This is a genomic window from Lichenibacterium dinghuense (assembly GCF_021730615.1).
Taxonomy (GTDB): domain Bacteria; phylum Pseudomonadota; class Alphaproteobacteria; order Rhizobiales; family Beijerinckiaceae; genus Lichenihabitans; species Lichenihabitans dinghuensis.
Genome location: NZ_JAJLMN010000001.1, coordinates 3,158,986 through 3,184,844 on the forward strand (window position 1 = coordinate 3,158,986; position 25,859 = coordinate 3,184,844).

The window sequence follows — 25,859 nt, forward strand, 5'->3', positions numbered from 1 at the left end:
CTCGCGTCGCGTGTCATCCGGCGTCGCGCGCGACGTCGATGAAGGCCCGCAGCGCCGCCGGCACCTGGCGCTGCCGCGGATAGTAGAGCGAGAAGCCGGGGCGCGGCGGGCACCAATCCTCCAGCACGCGGACGAGCCGTCCATCGAGGATCGGCGCCGCGAGGTGCTGTTCGAGCTGGTAGGCGAGGCCGACGCCGTCGAGCGCCGCCTGCCGAATGACCTCCGTCTCGTTCGCCGCCAGCGGGCCGTCGACGTCGATCTCGACCGCCTCGTCGCCCTTCTCGAAGCGCCACCGCATGTAGCCGCCATCCGTGAAGGCCCAGCGGATGCAGCGGTGCCGGGCGAGGTCGGCCGGTGTGGCGGGCCGGGGCGTCGCGGCGAAATAGGCCGGCGAGCCCACCACCGCGAAGCGGTGCGCGAAGCCGATGCGCAGCGCCGCCATGTCGCGCGGGACCGTGTCGCCGAAGCGGATGCCGGCGTCGAAGCCGCCCGCCACGATGTCGACCATGCGGTCCTCCGTGACGATCTCCAGGCGCACGCGGGGGTGGCGCGCCAGGAAGGCGCCCACCAGGGGCGCGCAGACGAGGCGCGCCGCCGTGCCGGTGACGTTGAGGCGCAACGTCCCGCTCGCTTCGCCGCCGCGGTCGCGCACCGCCGCCACGGCTTCGGCGATGCCCCGCAGCGCCGGCTCCAGCTTCTCCAACAGTCCCTGCCCGGCCTCCGTCGGCACCACGGCCCGCGTGGTGCGGTTGAGGAGGCGAATGCCGAAGCGCTCCTCGAGCGACCGCAGCGTTTGGCTGAGTGCCGAGGCCGAGACGCCGAGCTCGCGCCCGGCCGCCTTGAAGCTGCGATGCCGCGCCACGACGGCGAAGAAGCTGAGTTCGCCGAGTTCGCTGCGCCCGATCTGCATCGTGAAGCTCCCCTTCATGACCCATCGCCATTGCCCCCTCTAGTGCGATGTCGAAGGGGATGCCACCCTGGCGGCGAAACCCCCACCGGGAAGCTCTTCCATGTTCCAATGCATCGGCTTCGCCGCCGCGGACGCCGCCACGCCCATGGCGCCCTTCTCCTTCACGCGCCGCGACCTGCGCCCGCGCGACGTCGCCATCGACATCGCCTTCTGCGGCGTGTGCCACTCCGACCTGCATTACGTCCGCAACGACTGGGGCCGCACCGTCTACCCCTGCGTGCCGGGCCACGAGATCGTCGGCCGGGTGAGCGCCGTCGGGGCCGAGGTGTCGCGCTTCAAGGCCGGCGACCTCGCCGCCGTGGGCTGCCTCGTCGACAGCTGCCGCGACTGCTCGTCCTGCCGGGCCGGACTGGAGCAATATTGCAATGCCCGCATGGTGACGACCTACAACGGCAAGGACAGGGAGACCGGCGAGCCCACGCTCGGCGGCTATTCGGACCGGATCGTCGTCACCGAGGACTTCGTGCTGCGGGTGCCCGAGGGGCTCGACCTGGCCCGCGTCGCCCCGCTGCTCTGCGCCGGCATCACCACCTATTCGCCGCTGCGCCACTGGAAGGTCGGCCCCGGCCGGAAGGTCGGCATCGTGGGACTCGGCGGCCTCGGCCACATGGGCGTGAAGCTCGCCGCTGCGATGGGCGCCGAGGTGACGATGATCACCACGTCGTCCGAGAAGGAGCGGGACGCCGCGGCGCTGGGCGCCCACAAGTTCCTGCTGTCCACCGACGCCGACGCCATGGCGAAACGCGCCGAATATTTCGACTTCGTGCTGAACACCATCCCGGTCAGCCACGACGTCGCGCCCTACATGGCGTTGGTGAAGCTCGACGGCGCGCAGGTGCTGGTGGGCGCTCTCGATCCCCTGAAGCCCTTCCCCGGCAGCGCGCTGGCGTATCGCCGCAAGACGCTGGCGGGCTCGATCATCGGCGGCCTCCCCGAAACCCAGGAGCTGCTCGACTTCTGCGCCGCGCGGGGCGTGCTGGCCGATTGCGAAACGATCCCCATGGGCGAGATCGAGGGCGCCTATGCGCGTCTCGCCAAGGGCGACGTGAAATACCGCTTCGTCATCGACATGGCGTCGCTGAAGGGCGCCGCCGCCGCGGCGTGACGGAGGCCGCCCTCCCGCGGCCCCGATCCAGGTGAAGGTTCACCCGGGGGCGCCGACCGCATCGGCGCCCCCCACAGAACGGAGACGGCCATGAAGACGCGCAAGCTCGGAACCCAGGGGCTCGAAGTTTCCGCCCTCGGCCTCGGCTGCATGGGCATGTCGGATTTCTATGCCGGGCGGGACGACGCGGAATCGCTCGCCACGATCCACCGCGCCCTCGACCTCGGGGTGAATTTCCTCGACACCGCCGACGCTTACGGCATCGGGCGCAACGAGGAGCTGGTCGGCCGCGCCGTGCGCGAGCGCTCCGAATGGGTGGTGGTGGCCACCAAGTTCGGCAACGTCCGCAACCCGGACGGCAGCTTCAAGGGCGTCGACGGCCGGCCCGACTACGTGCGCCAGGCCTGCGACGCAAGCCTGAAGCGCTCGGGCCTCGACGTCATCGACCTCTACTACCAGCACCGCGTCGACCCCACGGTGCCGATCGAGGACACGGTCGGCGCCATGGCGGACCTCGTGAAGGCCGGCAAGGTCAAGTATCTCGGCCTGTCCGAGGCCGCGCCCGACACGATCCGGCGCGCCCATGCGGTGCACCCCATCACGGCGCTGCAGACCGAATATTCGCTCTGGACCCGCGACCCCGAGGACGGGATCCTGGCCGTGCTGCGCGAGCTCGGCATCGGCTTCGTGCCCTACAGCCCGCTCGGCCGCGGTTTCCTCACCGGGCAGTTCCGCAAGCCGGAGGACGTGGCGGAGGGCGACTACCGCCGCACCGCGCCGCGCTTCCAGGGCGAGAACTTCGACCGCAACCTCGCGCTCGTCGACGCCATCGCCGAGGTGGCGCGCGACAAGGCCAGCGCCACCTCGCAGGTGGCGCTGGCCTGGGTGCTGGCCCAGGGCGACGACATCGTGCCGATCCCCGGCACCAAGCGGCGGACCTACCTCGAGGAGAACCTCGGGGCGCTCGACGTGGCCCTCACGCCAGACGACCTCGCCCGGCTCGACCGCGCCCTGCCGCCCGGCGCCGCGGCCGGCACCCGCTATCCTGCGGCTCAGATGCAGGCCGTCCACCGCTGACGCCGCGACACCGACCTCTATGGAGAGCCAGACGATGAGACAGATCCGGATCGCCCGGCCCGATGCCGTCATCGACGGCCTCGACGTGGTCGAGGTCGAGAAGCCCGTGCCCGGCCCCGGCCAGGTGCTGGTCCGCATGCGGGCGGCCTCGCTGAACTACCGCGACCTGATGACTGTGAAGGGCACCTACGGCGGCCCGCCGCGCCGCGGCCTCGTGCCGCTGTCGGACGGCGCCGGCGAGGTGGAGGCGGTCGGCCCCGGCACGACGCTGTTCAAGGCGGGCGACCGGGTCTGCCCGATCTTCTGCCAGAGCTGGCTCGGCGGCGGCCTCACCGAGGCCAACACCGCGGGGGCGCTGGGCGGCACGCTCGACGGCGTGCTGTCCGACTCCGTGGTGCTGCACGAGACGGGCCTCGTCTCGATCCCCGAGCACCTGTCCTTCGAGGAGGCGGCGACGCTGCCCTGCGCGGCCGTGACGGCGTGGCATTCGCTGCGCCACGTCGGCGACGTGACGGCGGGCGACACGGTGCTGGTGCAGGGCACCGGCGGCGTGTCGATCTTCGCGCTGCAGTTCGCCGCCATGATGGGCGCGCGGGTGATCGGCACCTCCTCGTCGGACGAGAAGCTGGAGCGCGCGCGGGGCCTGGGCCTCGACGCGGCGATCAACTACCGCACCATGCCCGAGTGGCAGGACGAGGTGCTCCGCCTCACGGGCGGGCTCGGCGTCGACCACGTGGTGGAGGTGGGCGGCGCCGGCACGCTGGCGCGCTCGATCCGGGCGGCGCGCGTCGGCGGCAGCATCGGCATAATCGGCGTGCTGACCGGCAGGAGCGAGGTCGACCCCACGGCGATCCTGTTCCGCCGCGTCGGGCTGCGGGGCGTCTATGTCGGCTCGCGCGAGATGTTCGAGGCGATGAACCGCGCCATCGCGCTGCACGGGATGCGCCCCGTCATCGACAGCACGTTCCCGTTCGAGCGGGCGCGCGACGCGTGGCGCCACCTCGAAGGCGCCACGCATTTCGGCAAGGTCGTGATTCGGTTCTGACACCGACGGGGAGATCGACATGAGCCTGGATGGAAAGAGGATCGTGGTGCTGGGCGGCAGCTCCGGCATCGGCTTGGCGACCGCTCAGGCGGCGGCGCGCGAGGGGACCACGGTCGTGATCGCGTCGAGCCGCCGGGCGCGGGTCGACGAGGCGCTGGCGATGCTGCCGGCGAACGCCGAGGGCCACGCGCTCGACCTCACGGACGCCGCGGCCGTGGAAGCGCTGTTCGCCAGCATCGGCGCCTTCGACCACCTCGTCTTCACGGCCGGCGAGACGCTGATGCTCGGCAGCCTCGCCGACACGGACATCGCCGCCGCGCAGCGCTTCTTCGCGCTGCGCTACTGGGGCGCCTTCACGGCCGCCAAGTTCGGCAGCCCGCACCTCCGTCCTGGCGGCTCCATCACCTTCACGACCGGCACGGCGGGGCGGCGGCCGCGTTCCGGCTGGTCGCTCGGCGCCAGCGTCTGCTCGGCCGTCGAGGGCCTCACCCGCGCCCTGGCGATCGAGCTCGCGCCGCTCCGGGTCAACGCGGTCGCGCCGGGCCTCGTCAAGACGCCGCTCTGGGCCGGGATGGCAGAGGCCGACCGCGAGGGCCTCTATGCCGGTGCCGCCGCCCACCTGCCGGTGGGCCACACCGGCGAAGCCGCTGAGGTCGCCGAAAGCTACCTCTACCTCATGCGGCAGAGCTACGGCACCGGCCAGGTGATCGTCGTCGACGGCGGCGGGTCCCTCGTGTGAGCGGGGCTGCGACCGACCGGCCGACCGCGATCGGCGATATCCCTTTGATCCGCATGGACGGGTTGCAGGACAGCCTCGCGCGCCACAGGGGCCACGTTCTGCTGATCGTCAACGTCGCATCCCGCTGCGGGCTGACGGTGCAATATGCGGGGCTCGAAGCGCTGTATCGAGACAGAAGGATGGCGGGCCTGGAGGTTCTCGGCTTTCCCGCCAATGACTTCCGCGGGCAGGAACCAGGATCAGACGAGGAGATCGCGGCCTTCTGCTCGCTGACCTATGACGTCACCTTCCCCCTCTTCGGAAAGATCAGCGTCAAGGGCGACGCGATCCATCCCCTCTATCGCGCCCTCACGGAGGCGGTGCCGCAGGCGGTGGGTGCCGAGGCGCTGCGCGAGCGACTGGCGAGCCATGGCCTGGCGGGCCGCGACGGCGCGGAAGTGCTGTGGAACTTCGAGAAGTTCCTTGTCGCCCGGGACGGGCGGGTGATGGGCCGGTTTTCGCCCGACATCGCCGCCGACGACCCGCGCCTCCTGGCCGCCCTCGACCGGGCGCTCGCCGAGCCCGCATCCTGAAACGCTCGCCAGAGCGGTCACGGGTCATGGAAGTGGCGACGCTGGCGAAACTCGCGAAGCGACCCGCCCCCTTTGGGCCGTTGCCGACGATCCAACGCAGGAGCCCAAAGTGATCAGAAACGAAACAGTCGAATACGTAGCCGATGGCCTGTCGATGGTGGGCCAGCTCTATCACGACGACAGCTCGACGGCACCGCGTCCGGGCGTCCTCGTGTTTCCGGAAGCTTTCGGGCTCGGCGAGCATGCGAAGTCGCGGGCGGAGCGCTTGGCGGGGCTCGGCTATGTCGCGCTGGCCTGCGACCTGCACGGCCGGGGTGAAGTCATCGAGGATCTCGGGACCGTCATGGGCCTGATCGGACCGATGCGCGCCGACCCGACGGGCACCCGCGCCCGCGCCCACGGCGGCCTCGATGTCCTGCTCAAGCAGCCCAGAGTGGATGCAGCCCGGATCGGCGCCATCGGCTTCTGCTTCGGCGGCACCATGGCTCTCGAACTCGCGCGTAGCGGCGCCGACGTGGCGGGCGTGGTCGGGTTCCATTCCGGCCTGCTCACGGCGCGGCCTCAGGACGCCGTGGCCATCAAGGGCAAGGTGCTGGCCTGCATCGGCGCCGACGACCCTTCCGTCCCCTTCGACGAACGCCGGGCGTTCGAAGACGAGATGCGGGCCGGCAAGGTGGACTGGCAGCTTCACGTCTACGGTGGCGTCGTGCACAGTTTCACCAACAAAGCGGCCGGACGCATGAATCGCCCCGAGATGGTGCGCTACGATGCGGGCGCGGACGCGCGCTCCTGGGCCAGCATGCAGGCGTTCTTCAGCGAATTGTTCGGGACCTGACGGAACGATGCTGGACTCGACCTCGAGTTCACAGGTCTCTTGTACCCAACCGGCTCGCACCGAACGACGCCATGTTGAGCTTGAACACGGTGCAGGGAATCGAGGTCCGCGACGATGGGCTCCAGCACCGCCGTCGACCTCGTGCAGAGCACATGGGATGAGCGAGCCAAGGCAGAAGCTCACTCCATCGACGTATCACAGCTCGCGTGGTTGAACGGCGAATGTCTGGTTCGGAGTTGGCCTTGACTGGCCTCCACCGTCCTAGATGTCGACTTCAGCTGTGCAGCAGAAGTGGGTGGAGAGCAGAACGGCCGCTTCCAAGCGGGGCCGGCATGACAGCAGACATCAGCCACTATCGTCAGACGATAGGGTCTCCGTTCTGTGAAGGACACTCTGCAAGCCTCGCTTCCGACATCAGGCATCTGCGCGGTGCTCGGCCTCACTGTCGGGTAGGCCGTTGGCGAAATATCCGCGCCGGGCACGCGAGCCGTCGCGGTGCGGACCGGGACCTGTCGAATCAAAGGAGCGAGTCTGAATCGCAGAGGCACTCACGGCGCCGCGAGCCACATCGTGACCCTCTCGCCGTGCTCGCTCATCGTTCACAGAACCTTCCTCAAGAACTCTCGGGTGCGGGGGGCTTGCGGGTTCCCGAGCACCTCGGCAGGCGAGCCATGCTCCACGATGACGCCCTTGTCCGTGAAGTAGACGCGGTCGGCAGCCTCGCGCGCGAAGCCCATCTCGTGGGTGACCAGGACGCAGGTGACGCCGCTCTCCGCCACCTTGCGCACGGCTGCCAGAACCTCGTTCACCATCTCGGGGTCGAGCGCTGCGGTCACCTCGTCGAAGAGGATGACCTCCGGCTCCATGCAGAGAGCGCGCGCGATGGCGACCCGCTGCTGCTGCCCGCCCGACAGCTCGCCGGGGTAGTTGGCGGACTTATCGGGCAGCCGCATCTCGGCGAGCAGCCGTCGCGCCCGCTCCTCAACGTCGCGCCTGGGCTGGCGCAGGACCTGGATGGGAGCCATAGCGACGTTCTCCAGCACGGTCTTGTGGGGGAACAGGTTATACTGCTGGAAGACCATCCCGACGTGGTGGCGCAGCGCCACCTTGTTCACCGTGGGCGAGGTGACCTCGACGCCGCCGACGTGCACCGTGCCGCTGGTCACGGGGGTGAGGCCGTTGATGGTGCGCAACGCAGTAGACTTGCCGGATCCGGACGGGCCGATGATCGCCACCACCTCACCGCGGTTGATCGACATGTCGATCCCTCGCAGCACCTCGAATTTCCCAAACGTCTTCCTGACGTCCTTCAGCACGACGAGCGGAGCCGACTTTTCCTGGGCTTGCATGTTGTGACCCTAAGCTCGGTTGAAGCGGCGCTCGAAGATTTTGCTCACCCGGGAGATCGGGTAGGCGTAGAGGAAGAAGAGGAGCAGCAGGGCGCCGTACATCGGCATCAGCAGGTCCGGCTGCGTCTCGGATTGCAGCGCGGCCTGGGTCCTGCTCAGGACCTCCTCCACCCCGACGATCGAGGCCAGTGGCGTCGCCGTGATCAGCAGCGCGTAGAGGTTCATCCAAGGCGGCAGCATGCGAGAGTAGCACTGTGGCAGGATGATGCGGAACAGGGTGGCGCCACGGGCGTAGCCCAGGGCCTCGGCGGCTTCCCACTGCCCGGACGGGACGGATCCGATGGCGCCGCGGACGATCTCGGAAAAGTTGGCGGCGACCGGGATCGTGAAGCCGACCGTGGCTCGCAGCCAGCTCGGCAGGATGATCGTCGTTCCGAGCACCCTGATCGAGTAGGGGATCAGGAAGATGCAGTAGAAGAGCAGCACGAGCCACGGTGCGTTGCGGAACACCTGCGTGACGGCGCGGGCGCTCAGGCGCGAGACGCTCCCGTGGGCGACTTGGCCGAATCCCAGGAAGGTGCCCAGCAGGGTCCCGACCGAGATGGCGATGACGCTGATGACGACGTTCAGCAGAAATCCCTGCAGGATGAACGGCGTCCATTTCAGGACCGTCGCGACGATCGATGATGTCGACATGGCGTCGCCCTCCCGTCAGTTGGCGCCGAAGCCGGGTACGTGGAGCGCCCTCTGCAGGGCCGAGATAGCCCACACGACGAGTCCCGTGAGGATCAGGTAGACGATCAGGATGACGTTCATCATCTCGAACGTGTTGAGGCTGTCGGACCAGATCTGGTTGGACACGTAGAGCAGCTCGCTAACGCCGATGGCGTAGGCCACTGTGGTCGACTTGGTCAGGTCGACCAGGTTGTTGGCGAGCGAGGCGAAGGAGAAGCGCAGGCCCAGCGGCGCAAGGACGTAGCGGAGGGCCTGGATGCGCGTGTAGCCCAGGGCCAGCGCCGCCTCTTCATAGGATCGATTGACCGCGCCGAGGCCGGCCCGGAAGCTCTCGATGTTGAAGGCTCCGGCGTATAGCGACAGCGACACGACGGCCCATGCGAAGTTGCCCACGAGCGGCACCGGCAGGCCGATGGCCGAATGCCCGGCCGGCAGGACCGGGCTCACGCCGAAATAGAAGAAGTACATCTGGATCAGCAAGGGGGTGTTGCGCACGAGGGCGACGTAGCCCTGCACTGCCGCGGCCAACGGGCCGCGGGACAGTCTCAGGATCACGGCACCGATCCCGCCCACGATCACGCTGAAGAAGACGCACAAGGCGACGAGCTCGACCGTCGTGACGATGCCGGTGACGAACCTCTCGGAGTCGAAGCCGTCGTAGAAGATCGTGAGATTGATCCCGAACTTCAGCTTCAGCTCGAGAAAGAAGGTCCGTACGGCTTCGCCCATGATGCAGCGATCCTCGAAGGCGGGGAGGTGTTCAGTTGGGCGTCGGGAGGGTGTCCTTCGCTCCGTCATGCGCCTTGACCAGGTAGGCCGAAGGCGCCACCCCGTTGGCCTTCTCGATGTCGAGGAGCTTCCCCGAGCGGTGCCAGTCGTAGATCGCCCCTCCGATGAAGATCCCGAGCGGCTTGTGCAGGTCGTCGAGCCGCACCGCCATGCCCCAGGGCGTGTCCTCCTGGCTCGGCAGCGGCATGGCATAGCCGGCCCAGCGCTGCGTGTCGGCGAGTTGGAGATTGATGAGGTTGTCGTCCTCGAGGATGCCGATGCAGCGCCCCTGCTTCAAGGCGCTCTCGACCTCCGCTTCGCCCGAAAAGGCGAGCGGCTTGATGCCGAACTTCTCCGAGGCCGGCTTGTTGTACCACGCCCCCTGCAGGGCGCAGATCGTCTGACCGCTCAGTTGGCCCCAGTCCTTGACCGTGGCGGCCTTCGGCAGGAGGACGTTGTAGCCCGACGAATAGTAGTTGGGATGCACGAAGCCGACGATCTTGCGACGCTCGGCCGTCTCGGAGGCCGAGGCGATCATCACGTCGATCTGGCCCTGCGCCAGAAATTCGAAGCGATTGGCCGAATTCACCTTCACGAACTCGGCCTTGGCGCCGAGCTTCGCGGCGAGATCCTCCGCCAGGTCGACCTCGATGCCGGCGAACTTCCCGCTCGCATCGCGGTAGGACCACGGCTTGTAATCATCCTTCGTCCCGACCTTCAGGACCTTCGTCGTCATGATCCTGCACAGCGTGTCGTTCATGCAGGAAGCCTGGTCCGCCTTCGCGGACGCGGCCGCGCCGCAGACGAGCAGGGTGGCGAGCAGGGTCGGATGAACGTGTCTCTTCATGGAGGACCTCCTTCGGGTCGATGCTGGGTGGGTCAGTTGGGCCGGTGTGCGCGGAATTTCATCGAGAAGCGAACCGCGCCAAGCGGAAGGGCGTGAGGTCGACAGGGCTGCTGCCCGTGGCGATCTGTTCGGCGACGACCGAGCCGATCCCGGCCGAGTGCTTGAAACCATGGCCGGAACAGGCCGAGACCACCGTCAGCCGGTCCTGCCCAGGAGCCTGATCGATGATGAACCCGAGGTCGGGCGTCACGGTGTAGAGACAGGCCGCCGCTTTTACCGCCTTCGACGTGATGCCCGCGACCCTGCCGTGGACGTGGGTCGCAAACATGTCGGCCGACTCGCTGGGGGCGACGCGGCGTTCGACGCCGTCCGCCGTCGTCGTGAAGGCATATTGCTCGGTGGCGACCTTGACGCGGCTGTCGCCTGCCAGGGGAGGGAAGCCGTAGAGGTAGTCGACGTCGGTCGGGCCGTGCATCCAGATGAACACCGGGGGCCTCGCACCGAAGTCGGCATCGGGCTCGGCCTCGAACCAGTGCAGGACCTGGCGGTTCACGGTGAGCAGGCGGTCGAACGGAGTTCCCAGCAGGTCGCCGGCCCAGGCGCCCGCGGCGACCACGGCGCGTCCGGCGCGGAGCACGGCGCCGGACGACAGCCGGACTTCGACCGCCTCTCCGACTTGGGTGACCGCCGTGACGTCATCGCCCGTGCGGATCGCCGCCCCGTGACGCGCCGCCATCCGCAACTGCGCCGCGATGCAGCGCTCCGGGAGCACGTAACCTCCGCCGGGTTCGTAATAGGCCTTGACATCGTCGGTGACGCGCAGATGGGGAAACCTGGACCTGATCTCGGAGGCGTCGAGGAGTTCATGCGGGATGTCGAACGCGCGGGCGGTGGCGAGCGAGCGCCCGACGAAGTCCGGCTTGCCGTGGTGGGACGTGGGCGCCCCGCCGGGCGCCATGACGAGGGCGCCGCACCGCACGAAGAGGGTTTCGCCCGTCGCGGCTTCGAGCTCCTGCCAGATACGGTGCGAGGCGGTCACGAAGGGCACATAGGCCGCGCCCTCCCCCACCGCCTGCCGGGTAATCCTCGTCTCGCCGTGGCTGGATCCCAACTCGTGCGGCGGGGCATAGCGGTCCACGCCGACGACATTCAGCCCGCGGGCGGCGAGTTGATACAGCACGGCGCTTCCCACCGCCCCCAGGCCGATGACGACAACTTCAGCATCCATTGCACAAGACCCAATCACTTGCACATCAATCGAACAACTGATAGAAGGTTGACAGGGGATCTATCGCAGAGCAAGGGCCGAGCACCGTCTATAATTGACACTTATACTGATGATGAAGCGCGTCACTGATGTCCGTCGACATTCGTACCTTGGAGATCGCTGCCGCTGTCGCCGAATGTGGCAGCATGAGCGAAGCGGGCGTGCGCTTCGGCCTGACGCAGCCGGCGGTCTCCCAAGCGGTGAAGCGCGTCGAGGCGACGATCGGGGCCCCTCTCCTGGTGAGGGATCGTCGCCCCATGGTGGCGACCACTGCCGGGCGGGCGCTCGTGGCCCAGATGCGCGACCTTCGGTCGGAGGTCGAACGCGTGATCGCCACCACGCGCGCCGCCGCCGTGCTGCCGGAAAGGCTGGAGGTGCGGTTCGGCTTCGTCGACTCGTTCGCCGGCACGATCGGCGCGCTCTTCGTCAAGGAGCTGATGCAGGGGAGCATGACGCTGCGCCTGACGGCCTGGTCCGGGCTGGCGTTCTCGCACACGGAGGCGCTCGTCAGACACGCGATAGACGCCACCATCACCAGCGATCCCATGGAGGGCCTCATGGCGGTCACGCGTTATCCTCTGTTCCGTGAGCCCTTCGTGCTCGTCGTACCGCGGAGTCTCGCGCCGTCGTTGCGCGGCCGGGACCTGCGGGACGTGCTGGCGCGGCAGATCTTGGTGCGCCACAGCGCCCGCTCCCACATGGGGCAGCAGATCGAGACACATCTGGCGCGGCTGCAGTTGGAGCCGCCGGCCGTCCTTGAGTTCGATACCTCCGACACGCTGCTGGCGATGGTGTCGACCGGGATCGGGGTCGCGATCACCACCCCGCTCTGCGTGATGCAGGGAGTCTCGCACATCTCCGGCGTCGAGATCATGCCGCTGCCGGGCCCGCGCATCACGCGCGACCTCATCCTGGCGACGCGGCGCGGCGAGTTGACGAGCATCGGCATGAGGATGGCCGAACAGTTGCGGGCCCTCATGCGCGACCGTGCGATGCCGCAGATGGAGGCCCTGATCCCCTCGCTCGCGTCGGCCGACAGCGGCCTGATGGTTCACGATGGCTGAAAGAGCTTCCGACAGCCCCAATAGAGGGTCGCCTTCTCCGGTGAGAACGGGACGGTGGTTCGACGACGCGAACCCGGTTCAGGCCGGGTCCGCGCGGCCGAAGGCGATCCTGTTCGACCTCGACGACACCCTGATCGCGGCCCATGCCGATCCGGACGCCGCATGGCTGGAAGCGACCGGGCACATAGCCGGGCGGCTCGGGCCTTTCCGCGCCGTCGACGTGGCGGCCGCACTGTCGGCCGTCTCCAAGAGGTTCTGGAGCGACCCCGTCGACCATCGACACTGGCGCTTTCGCGTCGAGGAAGCGCGGATCCGGGTCGTCTCGCTCACCTTCGGCGAGCTGTCGCGGCATGGGCATCCCGCGCCGGACATGCAGGTGCAGGTCGAGCTCGCAGGACATTTCTCGCGGATCCGGCACGACCGCATGCGCCTCTTCCCGGAAACCCACGCCGTCCTCGACCGTCTCAGGGGGATGGGCATGCGCCTCGGCCTCCTCACGAACGGCCCGGGTCCGGAGCAGCGCGCCAAGATCGACCGCTTCGACCTCGCTCATCGGTTCGACCTCGTCCAGATCGAGGGGGAACACGGCTTCGGCAAACCGGACGATCGTGCATACCGGCGAGCCCTGGATGCGCTGGGCGTCGAACCTCACGAGACATGGATGATCGGCGATCACCTCGAATGGGACGTCCTGGGCCCACAGCGAAACGGCATGCGGGGCATCTGGTACGATATCCACGCCGTGGGATTAGCCGACGGCACCCGCGTCGTGCCCGACCGCATCGTCCACTCCCTTTCGGAGTTGATCGACGTGAGCGATCGTTGATCCCCGTAGCGGAAACAGAAGGACGCCGCGATAAGTTCTGAGGATGGACGCTCGTCTCCGCTTGTCGTCGATCTGCGGCATCGACAGCGATGCTGATGGACTGTCCGAGCCGGTGCGAGCCGGAAAAGACGTTCGAGATGCCGGCCGGGCCCAGGCTCCATGAAGGTCCTGCCGCGCTGGTGCGATCGGAGCGGGAAACCCGACGACCTGGAAACCTGGGCCGAACGAGCGATGGCGCTCACCCGAGCCATGCTGAGCTTGCACGGGATGCCCTCCGGTTCGTCAGCTTCGCCGCGGCGGTCAGGGACGAGGAGCAAGCGAGGTTGAAAAGCTCGGTGCGTCGGACCTGCTCGACGCCGATAGGCCTCAGGGTCCGGTCGCAAAGGAGCTGAAGCGGGCGAGCGGGTCGTCCTATGGGCCAGCCCGGCCTGCGGGTCGGTGGACGCGGACCTCGCTTGTTGAACCGGAGGCTGAGCTGGGAGATCGGACGCTTCTTTTGTCGCGTGGAGGACGCGGCGGCGAGGGCGAGGCCGCAGATCGACGCGGCGCCGGAGGCGAAAATCCCATCTCAACGGCTTTCGGCGTAGCGAGACAGCACGGCGGGGTCCGGCGCGAAGCCGAGCCCGGGCTCGTCGGGTATCGTCACGGCGCCGCCGCGCAGCAGTGGAGTGTTCAGGCCCGGACAGGCGTCGGGCTCGACGTAGAGAACTTCCAGCATAGGGTCGCCGGAAGCGACCGCCAGCATCTGCAGGGTCGCGAAATAGCCCGGGCCGAAGTAGGGCGAGTGCGGCATGCAGGTGAGCCCCGCCGCTTCGGCCTCCGCCAGGACCGCGGCGAACTCCCCCACGCCGCCCACCTTCGTCACCGAAGGCTGGGGAAAGCGCAGGGCGCCGGAGCGGATGAGACGTCGGAACTCGTGACGCGTGCAGGCGTTCTCGCCCGCCGCGATCGGCACCGACCCGTCGCTTTCGAGCGCGGCCAGGGCCCCGGCGTCTTCCGGCGGGAACACGGGCTCCTCCAGCCAGGCGACGTCGAGGGCGGCGAGGGCGGGCAGGATCGCGTGCGCCTCGTCGACCGTCCAGGCGCAGTTCACGTCGACCGTGAGATGGGTGCCCGCGCCCGCACCGCGGCGGCCGGCCCGGATCGCGTCGAGATCGGTCTCGTGCAGCTTGACCGAGCGGAACCCCTCCGCCACGGCCTTGGCGGCGAAGCGCTCGACCAGGCCGGGGTCGCCGTAGCGGACCAGGCTCGCATAGGCCGGCACGACGGTCCGCCGCCGCGGGCCGAAGAGCGCTGCCAGCGGCACGCCCTCGCGTTTGGCGCGGAGGTCCCAGACGGCGATGTCGACCGCCGACAGGGCGAACAGGGTGATGCCGTAGCGGCCGAACAGGTGGAGCCGGCGCTGAAGCGATCGGGACAGCGCGTCCGGGTCGGCCGCGTCGGCCCCGACGAGGAGGGGGACCACCATGTCGCGCAGGGCGGCCGAGACGGCACTTCGGCAGGCGTAGGAGAAGGCCTCGCCCCAACCGACGAGGCCGTCCTCCGTCGTCACGCGCAGAAGCACGGTCTCGAACCGGTCCCATATCTGGGGCGTCAGACCGACGCCGCGCCCCCCGTCCGAGAAGGGGATGGTGAGTTCGATCACCTCGACCGACGCTATGCTGGTCTTCACGTCCGTGGTCTCCGGATGGGCCGCCGAGTCCGGTTCAGGGGCGCGGCAGGGCCGCCGTGAGGTGTCCCGCCCGCTCCGCCGCGGCATCGCGCACCAGGAAGGCGACCGACAGGGCGCCTGCGACCGCGAGCCCGCCCGCCACGTGGAAGGCGGCGGCATAGCCGCCGAGATCCTGGACGATCCAGCCGGTGAGCGCGGGTCCCACGATCCCCGACACGTTGCCGAGCCCGTGCATCAGCCCGCTCGCGCCGCCGACGGCCTCACCGGGCACGACGAGTTGGATCAGCGCCCAATAGGCCGTCGAGGTCAGCATGATGAAGCAGACCGCCACCGACATCAGCGTCACGGATTGCGTGGCGGTTTCGACCGAACCGGCCCCTGCCACGCAGGCCCCGCCGAGCGCGAGGAACAGGACCAGAACCGCCTTGCGGGAGAAGAGGCGGCGGCCGGTGGCGCGAAACACGGCGTCGATCAGCACGCCGCCCATGATGTAGCCCAGGGCTCCGAGCAACCACGGCACCGAGGCCACCACGCTCATCTGCGACAGGGACAGCTTCTTGGCATCCACCAGGAAGGTGGGGAACCACGTGAGGAAGAAGAACTGGTTGTAGCTGCAGCAGAACAGCGAGAAGGCCATGACGAAGATCACCGGCCGGCGCAGCAGGGCCGAGAGCGGCACGGGGCGGGCCGACGGCGATGGGGGAGCCGCGCCGTCCAGGATCTCGGCCCGCTCGGCGGCCGACACGTGCGGGCTGGTCCGCGGGTCGTCCGCCGCCACGAAGTGCCAGGCCAGCGTCCAGGCGAGCCCCAGCACGGCGACGACGACGAAAGCCGTCCTCCAGCCCGTGGTCAGCGCCAGGAAGCCCACGACGGGGCCGGCCAGCGCACCGCCGAGCGGGCCGCCCGCTTGGTTGATGCCGATGGCGCGCGCCCGTTCGCCGAGCGGGAACCAGGAATGGACGGCCTTGTTGGCGGTCGCCGAGATCGGCCCCTCGCCCATGCCGAACAGGACGCGCACGGCGAAGAGCGAGCCGACGCCGAACACGCCCGCCGTTGCGCCGCAGAAGACCGACCACAGCGCCATCGACCAGGAGAAGACCCGCTTGGGGCCGATCCGATCGGAAAGGACGCCGCCCACGACGTTGAACAGCGCGTAGCCGATGAAGAAGCTGGAGAAGATCAGGCCCTTTTCCGTCGGCGACAGGGCGAAGTCCTTGGTCATGAACGGCATGGCGACCGACAACGCCGCCCGATCCATGTAGTTGATCAGCATGGCGCTGAACAAGAACGCCAGGATCACCCAGCGATAGCGCACCTTCATGTGACGTCCTCCATTGTGATGGGGGCGACCGGCTCGTTGCGATGGCCGTTCTTTGCCCGGGGTTTACGCGGTCAGGGTGCGCGCACCGCCACCCGCATGGGGGTGACCGCGACGGTCTGCCAGACGCCGCCGGTCACGTAGGGTTCCCGCGCCAGCCAGGCGTCGAGGTCGGCCCGGCTCGCGAACTCGACGACGGCGACCGAACCGATCATCGCGCCGGCCTCGTCGCCGAGGGCTCCCCCGACGATGATCTCGCCCTTCGCCGCCATGGCGGTCACGCCGGCGATGTGGGCGTCGCGCACGGCCTGGCGTCGCGCCGGAGCCTCGGCGTCCGTCCCGTCGTAGGCGGTGACGAGATATTGCGGCATGGTCGTCCTCGTCGCGGGTGCGCGTCCCCGCGGCCCCGGCGGCGGGGACGCGTCCGGGGCGCCGGCTCGTCCAGCCGGCCGCGCGCCGATGAGCCGAATTTGCGTCCGGGACCGGGCGACGCGCAACGCCGGCGCGCGGCACGCCCCCGCCGGCGTCCCACGATATGAGACGGCGCTTCAAAGCCAGTCGGAGGGGCTTTCTTCCGCGCCGCAGGTGACGGGCGACAGCGCGAGCAGGTGGCCGGACAGGGGGGCCGTGTTCAGCACGTCCAGCGGCACGCCGTCGCGGGCCGATGTCACGTAGAGCGTTTCGAGGTCGGCGCCGCCGAAACCGAGGTCAGTCGGCTGCGGCACGGGCAGCGGCAGCAGGCGGTCGATCTCGCCGTCCGGGCCCAGGCGGGCGACGCCCCAGCCGTCGCGCAGCGCCGTCCACACGCCGCCGTCGCGGTCGACCGCCAGGCCGGACGGCCGCCCGCCGCCCGCCGGCAGGCGCGCCAGGGCCAGCGGAACCGGCCGGCGCGGCTCGAGCCGGTACACGGTGCCGGTGTCGGGGACGGCCGCGAAGACCGCGCTGCCGTCCGGTGCCCAGGCCAGGGCCGATGCCGGGCCCGGGAGCCGCCACGCCGCCGCCACGGTGCCGTCCCGCGCGAGCGGCCCGATGGCAGAGCCGCCCCCGTCCGGCTCCAGGGCGCTGCCCCAGAGTTCCCCGCCGGGATGCGCCCTCAGCGCCAGCAGGCGCGCGAGCCCGTCCTCCCGGCGCCGCGCCAGGACCTCGCCCTCGGGCGACAGGCGGAGCGCGACGCCCTCGGCGTCGACCACGATCGCGGCGCCGCCGGTCCCCGGCGCCAGGGCGCAGAGCGGCGCGTCGCAGCGGAGCAGCGTCGCGTCGCGGTCCCCGGCGAGGCGACGGACCGCGGGCGCCAGCGCGTCGGCCCACCAGAGCGCGCCCGCGGCCCCGCACCAGCGGGGCGCGGAGCCCAGGAAGGCCGGCGGCCCATGGGCGACCACGCGCGCCGGGCCGAGCGGGGCGGACGGCCCGGCGGGGCCGCGGAACTGCGCCCCGATGCGCCGGCCCGCCGCCATCATCTCGGGGCCGAGCAGGTCGAGGCGCCGCGTCGTCATCCGCCAGGCGGGCCCCGCCACGCTGATGGCGCCGAGCACGCGGCCGTCGGCCGTCAGCACCGGGGCCCCGACGCAGCGTATTCCCTCCACGATCTCCTCGTCGTCGGTCGAGAAGCCCCGCGACCGCACGATCCGCAACTCGGCCAGCAGGCGCCCGCGGTCGGTGATGGTGCGGGCCGTGAGCGGCTTGAGCACGATGCGCTTCACCAGGGCGTCGCGCTCCGCGTCCGGGAGGAACGCCAGGATCGCCTTGCCCTGACTCGTGCAGTGGAGGGGCTTGCGCTGGCCCAGCTGGGCGGCCGACCGCACCGTGTGGGCACCCTCGAAGCGGCCGAGCCCTACCACCTCGCGCCCTTCCAGCACGGCGATATAGGCGGTCTCGCCGGTCACGTCGCGCAGGTGCCGCAGCTCCGGCGCCGCCGCGCCCGGCAGGTCGGGAGCGGACCAGGCCGATTGTGCGATCTCCAGCAGGCGGAAGCCCGGCACATAGGCGCGCCGCGCGAGGTCCTGGCGCAGCAGGCCGCGTTCCGTGAGCTTGCCGAGGATGCGATAAAGCGTGCTGCGCGACAGGCCGAGCCGCGCCGCCAGCTCGGCCCGCGTCAACCCGCCCGGCTCCGCCCCCACCGCGTCGAGCACGTCGCAGGCCTTGGCGAGGAGGGCCGCGCCGTCCTGTCGCTCCGCCCCGCCGTCGGGGATGTCCTGCGCCACGGGACCGTTCCCGGTCCGCCGGTGCCGGATCAGGCGCCCGCCGGCGCGATCCGCCCGTCGAGGCGCCGCGACAGCCCGAGCGGGTTGCCGTCGCGCAGCGACGCCGGCAGGAGGGCGTCCGGCAGGTCCTGGTAGCAGACCGGGCGGAGGAAGCGCGCGACCGCGAGGCTGCCGACCGAGGTGGTGCGCCCGTCCGAGGTGGCCGGGAAGGGGCCGCCGTGGACCATGGCGTGGGAGACCTCGACGCCCGTGCCGAAGCCGCCGACCAGGATGCGGCCGACCTTGCGCTCGAGCCGCGGCAGGAGCCGGCGGGCCAGGGGATGGTCCGCCTCCGCCAGGTGCAGGGCCGCCGTCAGCTGGCCTTCGAGCGCCGCCACCACGGCTTCGAGCTGCGCCGCGTCGCGGCAGCGCACCACGAGCGAGGAGGCCCCGAAAATCTCGTCCTGGAGCGCGCGGTCGGCCAGGAACGCGTCGGCCGCGGTGGCGAACAAGGCGGCGCGGCCCTGGAAGGGACCGCCCTCGCGCCCGCGCGCCAGCGTGGCCACGCCCGCGCGGCCGGACAGGGCCGCGACGCCGTCGCGGTAGGCCGCCGCGATGGCGGGTGTCAGCATGGTCGCGGCGGGCGCCTCGGCGACGGCCGCCGCCGCGGCGTCGAGAAAGGCCTGCAGCCCCTCGCCCTCGACGGCCAGGATCAGCCCGGGGTTGGTGCAGAACTGGCCGGCCCCGAGCGTCAGCGCGCCCACGAAGCCGCGCGCGATCTCGGCCCCGCGCGCCGCCAGCGCGCCGGGCAGCAGGATCACGGGGTTGATGCTGCTCATCTCGGCATAGACCGGGATCGGCTCCGGCCGGGCGGCCGCGACCTGCATCAGGGCGAGGCCGCCGCGGCGCGAGCCGGTGAAGCCCACGGCCGCGATGCGGGGGGCGGCCACCAGGGCGCCGCCGATGGCGGTCCCGCCGTCGAACAGCAGCGAGAACACGCCTTCGGGCAGGCCGCAGGCCGCGACGGCCTTCTGCACGGCGCGGCCCACGAGTTCGGAGGTCCCGGGATGGGCGGAATGCGCCTTGGCCACCACCGGGCAGCCGGCGGCCAGCGCCGAGGCCGTGTCGCCGCCCGCCACCGAGAAGGCCAGCGGGAAGTTGCTCGCGCCGAACACCGCCACCGGGCCGACCGGCACGTTGCGCAGCCGCAGGTCAGGGCGCGGCAGCGGCTTGCGGTCCGGCAGCGCCGGGTCGATCCGCACGTCGAGGAAGCCCCCGTCGCGCACCACGCCGGCGAACAGGCGCAGCTGGCCCACCGTGCGGCCGCGCTCGCCTTCGAGCCGCGCGCGGGGCAGGCCGCTTTCCGCCATGCAGCGCACGACGAGGTCGTCGCCGATGTCGAGGATGGCCTGCGCGATCGCCTCCAGGAAGGCGGCGCGCCGCTCGTGGGGCAGGTCGCGGTAGGAGTCGAAGGCGGCCTCGGCGAGCGCGCAGGCGCGGTCGAGGTCGCGCTCCGAGCTGGTGGAGAAGCGCGGCGCCAGCGGCTGCCCCGTGGCCATGTCGATGGCGGCGATGTCGTCCTCCGGCCCCGAAACGGCGCTCGCGCCGATCAGCGACTGCCCCAGCAGTTCCATGTTGCCCTCCCTGTCACGTCCCCGCCCGGGCGGGGCGTCGGCCGACCCGCCGACGGCGTGGACCGCTGATAGTGCTGTCGCGCCCGGGGCGGAAGGCGGCAATCGGCTTGGCTCTGCCGTCGGCGCCGTCGTCACACTACACGTCTCACATGGTGGGACGTGCGGGCCTCACGGCCGGTTAGCTCGCTTTCCCGCCGCCGCCCCGTGACTATGATGGATCGTGACAAGAGGGAGCAGCGCCGCCGCGCGCCGGGAGAAACGCATGAATGCCAGCCCGAAACACGACGTCGCCGTGCCCCGCGAGGTCATCGAACGGCTCAGGACCGTGACGAGCGGGTCATTGACGACCGAGCTGTTCAAAAAGGGCCTGCGCCAGTGCTTCCTGGTCGGGCTGAAGCCGATCAACCCGTCGGCCACCAGGTTCGCCGGCGAGGCATACACGCTGCGCATGATCCCGGCGCGCGAGGACCTCGACACCATCGACACGCTGAAGCCGCACCCCAACCCCGACAATCTGCAGTGGGAGGCGGTGGAGAACATCCCGCCTGGCCACGTGCTGGTGATCGACAGCCGCAACGACCCGCGCGCCGCCTCGGCGGGCGCCATGCTGCCGACGCGCCTCAAGGTGCGCGGGGCCGCCGCCATCGTGACCGACGGCTCGTTCCGCGACGGGCAGGAGCTCGCCGAGCTCGACTTCCCCGCCTATGCGAGGGCGATCACCGCCTCCACGCGGCTATCCTACCACCGCGTGGCGGACCTGAACGTGCCGATCGCCTGCGCGGACGTCGCGGTCTACCCCGGCGACATCCTGGTGGGCGACGGCGACGGCGTCACTGTGATCCCGCGCCACCTCGCGGCCGAGATGGCCGACCTGTGCGAGGCGCGCGACGAGTTGGAGAAGTACCTCCACCACCGCATCGCGGCGGGCGAGGGCCTTTACGGGGTGTATCCGCCCACCCCGCAGGTGCGCGCCGACTTCGCGGCCTGGAAAGCGGCGGGCGCGAGGCCCGAGGACGCGCCCCGCATCCGGGCGGAGACGGTCCATGGCTGACCTGTCCCCCGCCCGCATGGAAGCCGCCATCCGGCGCTACTTCGACGCCTGCAACGCGGCCGACTACGATGCGTTGGTGGCGTGCTTCACGCCCGACGCGGTGCACTACTTCCCGCCCGGCCTGCCCGCGATCCCGTGGCGCGGCAGCGACACGATCGCCCGCAAATGGATCTGGTGCGTCGAGAACCTCGGCTCGCGGTGGACCATCGAGAAGGTCCTGTGCTCGTCGACCGCGCCCGAAGCCGTGATCGAGTGGACGCACTGGAAGACCAGGTCCGGCACGGCCCTGCGGGGCGACGAGTGGTACGTGTTCGACGACGCGACCGGCAGGATCAGGGAGATCCGGGCCTATTACGCGTCCGCGGCGGATCCGGCGCTCGCGATCTCGGAATGGCCGCAGTTCGACTACGCGGGCCGCGGCTATCACCTGACATCCATCTGAACAGGCACGAGAGGCGCGCGACGGGGACCGCCGGCCGGGGCTGGGCTGGCGGCCGCGGCGGCACGCGCCCGACAGACCCGAGGGGAACGCCACCATGTACATTGGCGAGCAGATCATCAACCCGACCGAGGCGCGGCTGAAGCTGTCGCGGCAACTCGGCGTCACGGACGTCGTCATCGACACCCGGCCCAACGAACAGCTGCTCGGGGCGGACGGCGCGTGGGATGCCGCCAAGGTCGCGGATCAGCGACGCTGGGTGGAAAGCCTGGGCCTGAAGCTGGAGGTGCTGGCGCTCGACATCGGCTCCATGCTGCTCGACAGCATCCACAACCCTGATCGGGCGCGGCGCACGGCCGAGAAGGCGAGGGCCGACATCCGCGCGGCGGCCGACGGGGGCGTGACGACCCTGAAGTACAACGTCCAGATGGTCGGCATCACCCGCACCGGCTTCGCGGAAGGGCGCGGCGGCGTGCGGTGCAGCGCCTTCCGGGCGCGGGACTATTCGCCCGCCGCAGACGCCGACTTCTCCTATTGGGGCGTGGGACATCCCGGAGGCGGCGCCCACGGCGCCGACATCGCCACCAACGCCACGGGCACGAAGGAAGCCGTGGGCCAAGTCCTCGGCACCGCGTCGGGCGGCGTTACCGAGGAGCAGGGCTGGCGGGCCCTCGAATTCCTGGTCGATCAGCTCATCCCCACGGCCGAGGCGGCGGGCGTGCGGCTCGCCGGCCACCCGCACGACCCGGCCTACCCGCCGGGCGGCCTCAACGGCGTCAACCACGTCGTGGGCTCGCTGGAGGGCATGAAGCGCTTCCTCGACATCGCGCCGGAAAGCGCGTCGCACGGGCTGAACTTCTGCCAGGGCACGGTCGCCGAGATGTCGACCGACCCGAACAGGATCGTGCAGGAGGCCATCCGCGAGTTCGGCGGCCGCAAGCGGATCTTCATGGTCCACTTCCGCAACATCAAGGGCGGGTACCTCGACTTCCACGAGTGCTTCCCCGACGAGGGTGCGGTCGACATGGCGGAAGCGATCCGCACCTACCGCGAGGTGGGCTACGACGGCATCCTGTGCCCCGACCACGTGCCCGTGTCCGACCTCGACCCCGCCCGCGAACGCTTCTTCGCCTTCGCGCTCGGCTACACCAAGGGGCTGCTCCAGGCCTTCCCCGCCGCCTCGGGCTGACGGGACGCACATCGGCGAGGGCCCGAGGCCCCGCATCCGGCTCCAACGAGGGCAGACGACGAGCGACGGGGTGGAAAACATGGACACGGCAGCGCGAACGACAGGTCTCGACCTAGGCATGGTCGGCCGGGCCCGGTGGAACAACATCCTCCCCGTCGTCTTCGTGATGTACACGATCGCCTATTTCGACCGTTCGAACTTCGGCATCGCGCTTCCCTACATTACCAGGGACCTGCACCTGACGGCCACGCAGGCGGGGCTGACCGCCGGCGTGTTCGCCTGGGGCTATTCGGCGACGCAGCTGATCGCCGGCTGGCTGGCGCTGAAGATGGGATCGCGCAACGTCATCGGCGTGGCGCTCCTCCTGTGGGGCTTCGGCGCCATGGGCACGGGCCTCGCCACCAACCTGTGGGAGCTCGCCGCGATGCGGGTCATCCTCGGCCTGTTCGAGGGGCCCGTCTTCGCCGCCGCCGCCATCCTGCTCAGCCAGTGGTTCATGAAGCAGGAGCGGGGCCGCGCCTTCGGGATCTGGAACCTCAGCTCGCCCGTGGGTGCGTTCCTGGCCGGCCCGATCTCCGGCTTCGTCCTGGCCCACTACGATTGGCGGCTGATGATGGTCGTCGAAGGCCTGCCGGCCTGGATCTGGGCCGCGCTCTGGTGGTGGCGCATCCCGAAGAGCCCCGCCGCGGCGCGGTGGCTGGCGCCCGCGGAGCGCGACCTGGTCGAGCGGGCCAATGCCGAGGAACAGGCGCGCTTCGTCCCCGCGAAGGCGCCGCGCTGGTGGGCCGTGCTGGTCGACCCCATCGTGCTGTCGTCCTTCGCCGGCTTCGCGCTGCACAACCTCCTCATCAACGGCTTCCAGGTCTGGCTGCCGTCGCACCTGAAGACCTTCCCCGAGCTGTCGCCCTTCGCCATCGGGCTGATCGCGGGCCTGCCCTTCCTAGTCGGCATCCCGGGCCTGTACTGGGTGAGCTGGCATTCGGACCGGCACGGGCAGGAACGGCGCCTCCACGCCGCCATTCCGATGGCCGCCACCGGCGCCTTGCTGATCGTCGCGGCGCTGATCCCGCCGAGCCTGTGGTGGCTGCAGGTCGCGCTCTTCGTCGCGCTCGGCTTTCCGATGAAGATGCACCTGCCGCTCGTCTTCGCGCGCCTGGTCGAGATCTTCCCCAAGGAGAAGGCCGTGCCGGCTGTCGCGCTCGTCAGCGCGCTGGGCAACCTCTTCGGCGGCTTCGTCGGGCCGGTGCTGATCGGCTACCTGAGCCAGGTGACGAGCGGGTTCACCGTGCCCTTCATCGTGCTCGGCGTCGGCAGCGTCCTCGCCGGGATCTGCGTGGCCGCCTTCCGGGCCGGGTCTGAACGCGGCTCCGCCCCGGCCGTCCCGGGCGGGACGCGGGCCCTGGCATCGGTTGAACCCGGGACCCCTTCGCGATGAGCAGGACGCCTGAAACGCTGCGCAGCGCCCGCTGGCTCGCCGGCGACGACTTCCGCTCCTTCAACCATCGGTCGCGCGCGATGCAGCTCGGCCTGGAGCCGGAAGACTGGGCCGGCAAGCCGATCATCGCGGTCCTGAACACCTGGTCGGACATCAACCCCTGCCATGGCCACTTCAGGGAGCGTGTCGCGGACGTCAAGCGCGGCGTGCTCCAGGCCGGCGGGCTGCCGCTGGAGATGCCGGCCATCTCCCTGTTCGAGAACCTGCTGAAGCCCTCGGCGCTGCTGTACCGCAACCTCCTCGCCATGGAGGTCGAGGAGCACCTCCGCGCCTATCCGGTCGACGGCGCCGTGCTGATGGGCGGGTGCGACAAGTCCACCCCCGGCCTGCTGCTCGGCGCCATCAGCGCCGGCCTGCCGGCCGTCTTCGTGCCGGCCGGCCCCATGCTGCGCGGCAACGCCAAGGGCCGCACGCTGGGCTCGGGCTCCGACGCCTTCCGGTACTGGGACGAGTACCGGGCCGGATCCCTCACGGGCGAGCAGCTCACCGACGTCGCGGGCGGCATCGCGCGGTCCTATGGCACCTGCATGACCATGGGGACGGCGTCCACCATGATGGCCATCGCGGAAGCGATCGGCATGACGCTGCCCGGCGCCTCGTCGATCCCGGCGGTGGACGCCGGCCACATGCGCATGTGCGCCCGCGCCGGACGCCGGGTCGTCGAGATGGTGTGGGAGGACCTGAAGCCCGCCGACCTGCTCGGCCGTGCCTCCTTTCTCAACGCGATCGCGGTCGCCATGGCGATGGGCTGCTCGACCAACGCCGTCATCCACGTCATCGCCATGGCCCGTCGCGCCGGCTGCGACATCGGCCTCGACGATTTCGAGGCGGCGAGCCGCACCGTCCCGGTCATCGCCAACGTGCGCCCGAGCGGCGACAGGTACCTGATGGAGGACTTCCACCACGCCGGCGGCCTGCCGGCGCTGATGACCCGCATCCGCCCCCATCTCCACCTCGACGCCCTCACCGTCACGGGCCGGAGCTTGGGCAACAACATCGCGGGCGCCGAGGTCTTCGACGGCGACGTGATCCGGACGGTAGAGGACCCGATCTACGCCGAAGGCGCGCTCGCCGTCCTCAAGGGCAACCTCGCGCCGGACGGCTGCGTCATCAAGCCTTCCGCCATGGATCCGCGCTTCCTGCGCCACACGGGGCCGGCGCTGGTCTTCGACGATTACGCGACCCTGAAGGCGGCGCTGGACGACCCGGACCTCGACGTGACGGGGGACCACGTGTTGGTGCTGCGCAACGCCGGCCCGCAGGGCGGCCCCGGCATGCCGGAATGGGGCATGGTGCCCATCCCGACGAAGCTGCTGCGCCGGGGCGTGCGCGACATGGTGCGCATCTCGGACGCGCGCATGTCGGGGACGAGCTACGGCGCCTGCGTGCTGCATGTCAGCCCGGAATCCTTCGTCGGCGGCCCGTTGGCCCTGGTCCGGACGGGCGACCCTATCGCCATCGACGTGCCGGCGCGGACGATCACGCTCGACGTTCCCGAAGCGGAGCTCGACCGCCGGCGGGCAGCCTGGACCCCGCCGCCGCCCCGCTACGGGCGCGGCTACGGCTGGATGTTCGCCAGGCACATCAACCAGGCCGATGCGGGCTGCGACTTCGACTTCCTCGAGACGGGATTCGGGCCCCCGGTGGGAGAGCCGGCGATCTGATCGCGCCGCCCGGCCCGA

The 25,859-nt window shown here is 70.4% G+C and carries 24 protein-coding genes; 13 read left to right on the forward strand and 11 right to left on the reverse strand.

The window, feature by feature from the left end; all coding sequences use genetic code 11:
* Positions 1-13: 13 nt before the first annotated feature.
* Complete coding sequence (locus L7N97_RS15080) at positions 14-928, reverse strand: LysR family transcriptional regulator (RefSeq protein ID WP_255721673.1); 915 nt, start codon at positions 926-928, stop codon at positions 14-16.
* A gap of 82 nt (positions 929-1,010) precedes the next feature.
* Here L7N97_RS15080 and L7N97_RS15085 point away from each other — a divergent pair, with 82 nt between their 5' ends.
* From L7N97_RS15085 to L7N97_RS15110, 6 genes are all read left to right on the forward strand, one after another.
* A complete protein-coding gene (locus tag L7N97_RS15085; protein WP_237479156.1) occupies positions 1,011-2,075 on the forward strand; it encodes an NAD(P)-dependent alcohol dehydrogenase in 1,065 nt (354 codons plus the stop codon).
* 90 nt (positions 2,076-2,165) lie between these two features.
* Positions 2,166-3,152 (forward strand): aldo/keto reductase, encoded by a 987-nt coding sequence (locus L7N97_RS15090; RefSeq protein ID WP_237479157.1) that lies wholly within the window; start codon positions 2,166-2,168, stop codon positions 3,150-3,152.
* Positions 3,153-3,186: 34 nt separating this feature from the next.
* Positions 3,187-4,197 carry a zinc-dependent alcohol dehydrogenase family protein gene (locus L7N97_RS15095; protein ID WP_237479158.1) on the forward strand — a complete coding sequence of 337 codons (1,011 nt, stop codon included), beginning with the start codon at positions 3,187-3,189 and terminating at the stop codon, positions 4,195-4,197.
* A 19-nt stretch (positions 4,198-4,216) separates the two neighbouring features.
* Entirely contained in the window at positions 4,217-4,936 is a 720-nt protein-coding gene (locus tag L7N97_RS15100) for an SDR family oxidoreductase (RefSeq protein WP_129229875.1), read from the forward strand.
* Between the two features lie 53 nt (positions 4,937-4,989).
* Positions 4,990-5,508 (forward strand): glutathione peroxidase, encoded by a 519-nt coding sequence (locus tag L7N97_RS15105; RefSeq protein ID WP_129229876.1) that lies wholly within the window; start codon positions 4,990-4,992, stop codon positions 5,506-5,508.
* Between the two features lie 109 nt (positions 5,509-5,617).
* Positions 5,618-6,343 (forward strand): dienelactone hydrolase family protein, encoded by a 726-nt coding sequence (locus tag L7N97_RS15110; protein ID WP_237479159.1) that lies wholly within the window; start codon positions 5,618-5,620, stop codon positions 6,341-6,343.
* 599 nt (positions 6,344-6,942) lie between these two features.
* On the opposite strand, the gene L7N97_RS15115 is transcribed toward L7N97_RS15110, so the two are convergent.
* The 5 genes from L7N97_RS15115 to solA are packed head-to-tail and all read right to left on the reverse strand — an operon-like array spanning position 6,943 to position 11,270.
* Complete coding sequence (locus L7N97_RS15115) at positions 6,943-7,692, reverse strand: amino acid ABC transporter ATP-binding protein (RefSeq protein ID WP_237479160.1); 750 nt, start codon at positions 7,690-7,692, stop codon at positions 6,943-6,945.
* A 9-nt stretch (positions 7,693-7,701) separates the two neighbouring features.
* The gene (locus tag L7N97_RS15120) at positions 7,702-8,388 is read right to left on the reverse strand and encodes an amino acid ABC transporter permease (protein WP_237479161.1); all 687 of its coding nucleotides are present in this window, start codon (positions 8,386-8,388) and stop codon (positions 7,702-7,704) included.
* Between the two features lie 15 nt (positions 8,389-8,403).
* Positions 8,404-9,156: an amino acid ABC transporter permease gene (locus L7N97_RS15125; RefSeq protein WP_237479162.1), complete on the reverse strand. Its 753-nt coding sequence runs from the start codon at positions 9,154-9,156 to the stop codon at positions 8,404-8,406.
* 31 nt (positions 9,157-9,187) lie between these two features.
* On the reverse strand, positions 9,188-10,042 hold the full coding sequence (locus L7N97_RS15130) for a transporter substrate-binding domain-containing protein (protein WP_237479163.1): 855 nt from the start codon (positions 10,040-10,042) through the stop codon (positions 9,188-9,190).
* A 58-nt stretch (positions 10,043-10,100) separates the two neighbouring features.
* Positions 10,101-11,270, reverse strand: coding sequence for an N-methyl-L-tryptophan oxidase (gene solA / locus L7N97_RS15135; protein WP_237482254.1), 1,170 nt, complete (start codon positions 11,268-11,270; stop codon positions 10,101-10,103).
* A gap of 128 nt (positions 11,271-11,398) precedes the next feature.
* Here solA and L7N97_RS15140 point away from each other — a divergent pair, with 128 nt between their 5' ends.
* A complete protein-coding gene (locus tag L7N97_RS15140; RefSeq protein WP_237479164.1) occupies positions 11,399-12,373 on the forward strand; it encodes a LysR family transcriptional regulator in 975 nt (324 codons plus the stop codon).
* Positions 12,366-13,199, forward strand: a complete 834-nt coding sequence (locus tag L7N97_RS15145) for an HAD family hydrolase (protein WP_237479165.1) — start codon at positions 12,366-12,368, stop codon at positions 13,197-13,199. Before L7N97_RS15140 ends, L7N97_RS15145 begins: the two co-directional genes overlap by 8 nt.
* A 568-nt stretch (positions 13,200-13,767) precedes the next feature.
* On the opposite strand, the gene L7N97_RS15150 is transcribed toward L7N97_RS15145, so the two are convergent.
* The 5 genes from L7N97_RS15150 to L7N97_RS15170 all read right to left on the reverse strand — a co-directional run bounded on the left by L7N97_RS15150 (position 13,768) and on the right by L7N97_RS15170 (position 20,003).
* Positions 13,768-14,871 carry a mandelate racemase/muconate lactonizing enzyme family protein gene (locus L7N97_RS15150; protein WP_237479166.1) on the reverse strand — a complete coding sequence of 368 codons (1,104 nt, stop codon included), beginning with the start codon at positions 14,869-14,871 and terminating at the stop codon, positions 13,768-13,770.
* 34 nt (positions 14,872-14,905) lie between these two features.
* Positions 14,906-16,192 (reverse strand): MFS transporter, encoded by a 1,287-nt coding sequence (locus tag L7N97_RS15155; protein ID WP_237479167.1) that lies wholly within the window; start codon positions 16,190-16,192, stop codon positions 14,906-14,908.
* Between the two features lie 71 nt (positions 16,193-16,263).
* Positions 16,264-16,560 carry a YciI family protein gene (locus L7N97_RS15160; RefSeq protein ID WP_237479168.1) on the reverse strand — a complete coding sequence of 99 codons (297 nt, stop codon included), beginning with the start codon at positions 16,558-16,560 and terminating at the stop codon, positions 16,264-16,266.
* A 177-nt stretch (positions 16,561-16,737) separates the two neighbouring features.
* A complete protein-coding gene (locus tag L7N97_RS15165) occupies positions 16,738-18,390 on the reverse strand; it encodes an IclR family transcriptional regulator domain-containing protein (protein WP_237479169.1) in 1,653 nt (550 codons plus the stop codon).
* 29 nt (positions 18,391-18,419) lie between these two features.
* Complete coding sequence (locus tag L7N97_RS15170) at positions 18,420-20,003, reverse strand: aldehyde dehydrogenase (NADP(+)) (protein ID WP_237479170.1); 1,584 nt, start codon at positions 20,001-20,003, stop codon at positions 18,420-18,422.
* 262 nt (positions 20,004-20,265) lie between these two features.
* Here L7N97_RS15170 and L7N97_RS15175 point away from each other — a divergent pair, with 262 nt between their 5' ends.
* The 5 genes from L7N97_RS15175 to araD all read left to right on the forward strand — a co-directional run bounded on the left by L7N97_RS15175 (position 20,266) and on the right by araD (position 25,841).
* A complete protein-coding gene (locus L7N97_RS15175; RefSeq protein ID WP_237479171.1) occupies positions 20,266-21,054 on the forward strand; it encodes a ribonuclease activity regulator RraA in 789 nt (262 codons plus the stop codon).
* On the forward strand, positions 21,047-21,496 hold the full coding sequence (locus tag L7N97_RS15180) for a nuclear transport factor 2 family protein (protein ID WP_237479172.1): 450 nt from the start codon (positions 21,047-21,049) through the stop codon (positions 21,494-21,496). The genes L7N97_RS15175 and L7N97_RS15180 overlap by 8 nt, the downstream gene beginning before the upstream one ends.
* 94 nt (positions 21,497-21,590) lie before the next feature.
* Positions 21,591-22,682: a mannonate dehydratase gene (locus L7N97_RS15185; RefSeq protein ID WP_237479173.1), complete on the forward strand. Its 1,092-nt coding sequence runs from the start codon at positions 21,591-21,593 to the stop codon at positions 22,680-22,682.
* 118 nt (positions 22,683-22,800) lie between these two features.
* Positions 22,801-24,117, forward strand: coding sequence for an MFS transporter (locus L7N97_RS15190; RefSeq protein WP_237479174.1), 1,317 nt, complete (start codon positions 22,801-22,803; stop codon positions 24,115-24,117).
* A complete protein-coding gene (gene araD / locus L7N97_RS15195; RefSeq protein ID WP_237479175.1) occupies positions 24,114-25,841 on the forward strand; it encodes an L-arabinonate dehydratase in 1,728 nt (575 codons plus the stop codon). The genes L7N97_RS15190 and araD overlap by 4 nt, the downstream gene beginning before the upstream one ends.
* Positions 25,842-25,859: the final 18 nt, after the last annotated feature.

What these genes read in the sequence shown, in the direction of transcription:
- L7N97_RS15080 (WP_255721673.1), bottom strand. Translation starts at nt 928, where the DNA reads ATGAAGGGGAGCTTCACGATGCAGATCGGGCGCAGCGAACTCGGCGAA.
- L7N97_RS15085 (WP_237479156.1), top strand. Translation starts at nt 1,011, where the DNA reads ATGTTCCAATGCATCGGCTTCGCCGCCGCGGACGCCGCCACGCCCATG.
- L7N97_RS15090 (WP_237479157.1), top strand. Translation starts at nt 2,166, where the DNA reads ATGAAGACGCGCAAGCTCGGAACCCAGGGGCTCGAAGTTTCCGCCCTC.
- L7N97_RS15095 (WP_237479158.1), top strand. Translation starts at nt 3,187, where the DNA reads ATGAGACAGATCCGGATCGCCCGGCCCGATGCCGTCATCGACGGCCTC.
- L7N97_RS15100 (WP_129229875.1), top strand. Translation starts at nt 4,217, where the DNA reads ATGAGCCTGGATGGAAAGAGGATCGTGGTGCTGGGCGGCAGCTCCGGC.
- L7N97_RS15105 (WP_129229876.1), top strand. Translation starts at nt 4,990, where the DNA reads ATGGACGGGTTGCAGGACAGCCTCGCGCGCCACAGGGGCCACGTTCTG.
- L7N97_RS15115 (WP_237479160.1), bottom strand. Translation starts at nt 7,692, where the DNA reads ATGCAAGCCCAGGAAAAGTCGGCTCCGCTCGTCGTGCTGAAGGACGTC.
- L7N97_RS15120 (WP_237479161.1), bottom strand. Translation starts at nt 8,388, where the DNA reads ATGTCGACATCATCGATCGTCGCGACGGTCCTGAAATGGACGCCGTTC.
- L7N97_RS15125 (WP_237479162.1), bottom strand. Translation starts at nt 9,156, where the DNA reads ATGGGCGAAGCCGTACGGACCTTCTTTCTCGAGCTGAAGCTGAAGTTC.
- L7N97_RS15130 (WP_237479163.1), bottom strand. Translation starts at nt 10,042, where the DNA reads ATGAAGAGACACGTTCATCCGACCCTGCTCGCCACCCTGCTCGTCTGC.
- solA (WP_237482254.1), bottom strand. Translation starts at nt 11,270, where the DNA reads ATGGATGCTGAAGTTGTCGTCATCGGCCTGGGGGCGGTGGGAAGCGCC.
- L7N97_RS15140 (WP_237479164.1), top strand. Translation starts at nt 11,399, where the DNA reads ATGTCCGTCGACATTCGTACCTTGGAGATCGCTGCCGCTGTCGCCGAA.
- L7N97_RS15145 (WP_237479165.1), top strand. Translation starts at nt 12,366, where the DNA reads ATGGCTGAAAGAGCTTCCGACAGCCCCAATAGAGGGTCGCCTTCTCCG.
- L7N97_RS15155 (WP_237479167.1), bottom strand. Translation starts at nt 16,192, where the DNA reads ATGAAGGTGCGCTATCGCTGGGTGATCCTGGCGTTCTTGTTCAGCGCC.
- L7N97_RS15160 (WP_237479168.1), bottom strand. Translation starts at nt 16,560, where the DNA reads ATGCCGCAATATCTCGTCACCGCCTACGACGGGACGGACGCCGAGGCT.
- L7N97_RS15170 (WP_237479170.1), bottom strand. Translation starts at nt 20,003, where the DNA reads ATGGAACTGCTGGGGCAGTCGCTGATCGGCGCGAGCGCCGTTTCGGGG.
- L7N97_RS15175 (WP_237479171.1), top strand. Translation starts at nt 20,266, where the DNA reads ATGAATGCCAGCCCGAAACACGACGTCGCCGTGCCCCGCGAGGTCATC.
- L7N97_RS15180 (WP_237479172.1), top strand. Translation starts at nt 21,047, where the DNA reads ATGGCTGACCTGTCCCCCGCCCGCATGGAAGCCGCCATCCGGCGCTAC.
- L7N97_RS15185 (WP_237479173.1), top strand. Translation starts at nt 21,591, where the DNA reads ATGTACATTGGCGAGCAGATCATCAACCCGACCGAGGCGCGGCTGAAG.
- L7N97_RS15190 (WP_237479174.1), top strand. Translation starts at nt 22,801, where the DNA reads ATGGTCGGCCGGGCCCGGTGGAACAACATCCTCCCCGTCGTCTTCGTG.
- araD (WP_237479175.1), top strand. Translation starts at nt 24,114, where the DNA reads ATGAGCAGGACGCCTGAAACGCTGCGCAGCGCCCGCTGGCTCGCCGGC.